Annotated in this window: 5 protein-coding genes; 1 reads left to right on the top strand and 4 read right to left on the bottom strand. The window is 71.3% G+C overall.

The features are described 5' to 3' along the window. On the bottom strand, positions 1 to 322 hold a 322-nt coding region (locus B9G38_RS14735; protein WP_143415494.1), incomplete at its 3' end, for a CNNM domain-containing protein. A gap of 170 nt (positions 323 to 492) precedes the next feature. Here B9G38_RS14735 and serA point away from each other — a divergent pair. After that, on the top strand, positions 493 to 2,097 hold the full coding sequence (gene serA / locus B9G38_RS14730; RefSeq protein ID WP_086220877.1) for a phosphoglycerate dehydrogenase: 1,605 nt from the start codon (positions 493 to 495) through the stop codon (positions 2,095 to 2,097). Positions 2,098 to 2,103: 6 nt separating this feature from the next. Here serA and B9G38_RS14725 read toward each other — a convergent pair whose 3' ends face one another. The 3 genes from B9G38_RS14725 to thrC form a co-directional block, all read right to left on the bottom strand. Then, entirely contained in the window at positions 2,104 to 2,505 is a 402-nt protein-coding gene (locus B9G38_RS14725; RefSeq protein ID WP_086220876.1) for a type II toxin-antitoxin system VapC family toxin, read from the bottom strand. Continuing rightward, positions 2,502 to 2,834: an antitoxin VapB family protein gene (locus B9G38_RS14720; protein WP_086220875.1), complete on the bottom strand. Its 333-nt coding sequence runs from the start codon at positions 2,832 to 2,834 to the stop codon at positions 2,502 to 2,504. The genes B9G38_RS14725 and B9G38_RS14720 overlap by 4 nt, the downstream gene beginning before the upstream one ends. Positions 2,835 to 2,936: 102 nt before the next feature. Continuing rightward, positions 2,937 to 4,201, bottom strand: a 1,265-nt coding sequence (thrC, locus tag B9G38_RS14715; RefSeq protein ID WP_086220874.1) for a threonine synthase, incomplete at its 5' end; no start/stop codon positions are given.

Here is a 4,201-nt window from a genome sequence, read left to right as displayed (position 1 = left end):
TGACGAACACCGAGGTGACGAGCGTCGAGCCCGTGGCCGCCTCGCCGCCGGAGAACCCGAACCGGACGAACACCGCGGTCGCGACCGACGCCGCGGCGATGTTGGCGACGTTGTTGCTCACCAAGGCGGTGACGAGGAAGCGGTGCGAGTCGTCGCGCAGGGCCGACAGCGCCCGCGCGCCCGGGACGTCGGCCGCGACGAGCGAGTCGATCCGGTGGGTCGGCACGGAGAACACCGCGAGCTCCGAGCTGGAGAAGAAGGCGCTCACCGCGGTGAGCGCGAGGATGGCGCCCACCCCGACGAACGCGATCGTGAGGTCCATACCGCCACATGCGGCCGGGTATAAAAGGGAGTACCGACGGGGAGGGTATCCACGAACGCGCACGTTCCACCGGAAACGAAGGGGTCGATACCCACGAGTGCGGATCCATCCGGGCGGCAAAACGGCGCGATGAGGAAAGCGTTAACCTCCCGCCGTGGGTCCGTTTCGGCATGAAGGTACTCGTCACCGACCCCATCGCGGACGCGGGGTTGGACCGACTCCGAGACGCCGGCCACGAGGTCGTCACCGACTACGAGAGCGAGGGAGAGGCGCTGCTCGACGCCGTCGCCGACGCCAACGCGCTGATCGTCCGGTCCGGGACCGACGTGAACGAGGCCGTCTTCGAGGCCGCGACCGACCTCGTCATCGTCGGCCGCGCCGGCATCGGCGTCGACAACATCGACATCGAGACCGCCACCGACCACGGCGTCATCGTCGCGAACGCGCCCGAGGGCAACGTCCGCGCCGCCGCCGAGCACACCGTCGCGATGACGTTCGCCGTCGCGCGCTCGATCCCGCAGGCGCACGGGCGCCTCGTCGGCGGCGAGTGGGCGAAAGGCGAGTTCCTCGGCACCGAGGTGAACAACAAGACGCTCGCCATCGTCGGCCTCGGCCGCGTCGGCCAGGAGGTCGCCAAGCGCCTCGACTCGCTCGGGATGGACCTGGTCGTCTACGACCCGTACATCTCCGAGGAGCGCGCCGACCGGATGGGCGCCGAGCTCGTCGAGGACCTCCACGACGCGCTCGCCGCGGGCGACTTCGCGACGATCCACACCCCGCTCCTCCCCGAGACCGAGGGGATGATCGGCGAGGCCGAGCTGGCCCAGCTGGAGGGCGGCTACCTGATCAACTGCGCCCGCGGCGGCATCGTCGACGAGGACGCGCTCGCCGAGGCGGTCGACGACGGCGTCCTCGCGGGCGCCGCGCTCGACTCCTTCGCGGAGGAGCCGCTCCCGCAGGACTCGCCGCTGCTCGACGTCGAGGAGATCGTCTTGACCCCGCACCTCGGCGCCTCGACGGAGGCCGCCCAGGAGAACGTCGCGGTCGACACCGCGGAGGCGGTGTTGGCGGCGTTCGACGACGAGCCGGTGCTGACGGCGCTCAACGCGCCCTCGGTCGACGAGAGCGCGTTCCCCCGGATCGAGCCGTACATCGACGTGGCCGAGACGGCCGGGAAGGTGGCCGCGCAGCTGCTCGACGGCCGGATCACCGAGGTGGAGGCCACCTACGAGGGCGACATCGCCGCGGAGGACGTGGACCTCGTCACCGCGAGCGCCCTGAAGGGCGTCTTCGAGCCGCTGGAGTGGCAGGTGAACGCGGTGAACGCGCCGCGGCTCGCCGAGGAGCGCGGCATCGAGGTGACCGAGTCGAAGACCCGACAGACCGAGGACTTCCAGAGCCTCGTCCGCGTCACCGTCCGCAACGGGGACGACGAGATCGCCGTCGAGGGGACGCTGTTCGCGGGCGAGGACGCCCGCATCGTCCGGATCGACGGGTTCCGCGTCGACGCCGTCCCGTACGGCCACATGCTCGTCGCGCGCAACACCGACGAGCCCGGCGTCATCGGGCTCATCGGGACCGTCCTCGGCGACCACGACGTGAACATCGCCGGGATGTTCAACGGCCGCGAGACGCAGGGCGGCGAGGCGCTCACCGTCTACAACCTCGACTCGGCCGTCCCGGACGCCGCGATCGAGGAGCTGCTCGCCGACGACCGCGTCGTGGAGATCACCGAGATCACGCTGGACGGCGCCGACGGGCGCGCCGACGAATAGAGAGACTCAGTACTCCGCGACCGGGACGAACGGCTCGAAGTCGTCGACGTTCCGGGTGACGACGGTCATGCCCTCCGCGTCGGCGACCCCCGCGATGAGCAGGTCCGCGGCGGCCGCGTCGACGGCCCGCCGCGTGTGGTCGTCGGAGGGGTACAGCTCCGCCTCGAAGGCGCTCGCCGCGAGGGCGTGGTCGCTCGCGACCGGCACCACGTCGAGCCACTCGAACGCGGCCGCGAGACGCCGCGGGTCGAACGCGTCGTCGAGGCGGAGACCGACTGCGACCTCTTTGTAGGTCATCGCGGTCGTCGCGAACTCGTCGCCCCCGTGCGCTTCGAGGAACCGCCGAACGTCGTCGGAACCGTCCAAGTAGTCGATCAGAAACGTGGTGTCAAGCAGGTACCGCGTCACGCCGATCCCCCGGCGTCGCCGTTCGCGTCGTCGTCGGGATCGCCAGCGTCGTCGTCCGAGCGACCCTCGTCGGCCCCGTGCGCCAGCCGATCGATCGCCGCGGCCCGTCGCTCGCTCGCGGACTCGTCGAAGCGTTCCCGCGACGCCGCCGCGGCCTCGCGGAGCGAGTCGGCCTCCTCGGTCGACAGCGAGCCGAACCCCTCGCGCCAGTCGCCCTCGCTCTCGTCGATCAGCCGGTCGATGAGGTCGGTGAAGCTCTCGTCGTCGCGCTTCCGAGCGCGGAGCCGATCGTACACCTCCTCGCGAACGCCGATCGTCTTGGTGGGCATCTCGTGTTTGTGTATATATAAATAGTGGCGACAAGCGGACGGAACGCGAGACGAACGGACGGAGCGAAGCGCGAGCGGAGAAACGTGCGCGCGGACGACCAGTTACTCGCCCAGGTGCTCGACGACCGCGTCGACGTCGTTCGGGACCGGTTCGGGGTCGCCGCCGGCCTCGTAGGCGGCGTCGGGGTCCTTCAGGAGGTGGCCGGTGGTGAGGCAGACGACCCGCTCGTCGTCGTCGACGACCCCGGAGCGGCGGAGCTTCTTGAGGCCGGCGAGGCTCGCGGCGGAGGCGGGCTCGACCCCGACGCCCTCGGCGGCGAGGTGGCGCTGCGCGGCGGTGATCTCCGAGTCGCTCACGGCGACCGCGGTGCCGCCCGTGTTCCGGATCCCGGGCAGCGCCTTCGGCGCGTTGACGGGGTTGCCGATGCGGATCGCGGTCGCGCGCGTCTCGACCTCCTCCCAGCGGCGGATCTCGTCGTTCCCCTCCTCGACCGCCTCGACCATCGGCGCGGCGCCCTCGGCCTGGACGCCGGTGAGCTTGGGCACGTCGTCGACGTCGAGCGCGCCCGACTGGACGAGCTCGCGGAATCCTTTATAAAGCGCGGAGGTGTTCCCGGCGTTGCCGACCGGGAGGACGATCCGGTCCGGGAAGACGCCGTAGTCCGCGCGGAACTCCTCTAGGATCTCGAAGCCGATCGTCTTCTGTCCCTCCAGACGGAAGGGGTTCAGGGAGTTGAGCAGGTACGCCTCGCCGCGGGCGGCCAGCTCCTGAACGATGTCGAGGCAGGCGTCGAAGTTGCCGTCGACCTCCAGGATCCGCGCGCCGTGGAGGCTCGCCTGCGCGACCTTCCCGGCGGCGACCTTCCCCGCCGGGAGGAGGACGAGCGTCTGCATGTCGCCGCGACCGCCGTAGGCCGCGAGCGCGGCCGAGGTGTTGCCGGTCGAGGCGCACGCGAGCGCGCCGACGCCCAGCTCCTTCGCGACGCGGACGCCGACGGTCATCCCGCGGTCCTTGAAGGAGCCGGTGGGGTTCATCCCCTCGTGTTTGATCCGGAGCGCGTCGACGCCCACGGCCTCCTCGATGCGCGGGACGCGGTGGAGCGGCGTGTCGCCCTCCGGGAGCGTGACGCCGAGGTCGAAGGGGAGCGCCTCGCGGTAGCGCCAGACGCCGCGGTCGGGGCCCTCGGAGGGTGCGCCCGCCCCGAACTCGTCGAACGTCGGCGGGTCGGCGTACCGGACTTCGAGGAGGCCGCCGCAGTCGTCGCAGGTGTACCGGACGTCTTCGAAGGGAGCGAACGTCTCGTCGCACGCGATGCACGCGAGCCACGTCCCGTCGGCGGCGCAGTCCGGCGCCGCCGGGGCCGGAC

The sequence above is a fragment of the Halorubrum sp. SD612 genome (assembly GCF_002135005.1).
This window is presented reverse-complemented; position numbering and strand designations above follow the sequence as displayed.

Coding starts and splice junctions, on each gene's coding strand:
- serA (WP_086220877.1), top strand. CDS start 493: ATGAAGGTACTCGTCACCGACCCCATCGCGGACGCGGGGTTGGACCGA.
- B9G38_RS14720 (WP_086220875.1), bottom strand. CDS start 2,834: ATGCCCACCAAGACGATCGGCGTTCGCGAGGAGGTGTACGATCGGCTC.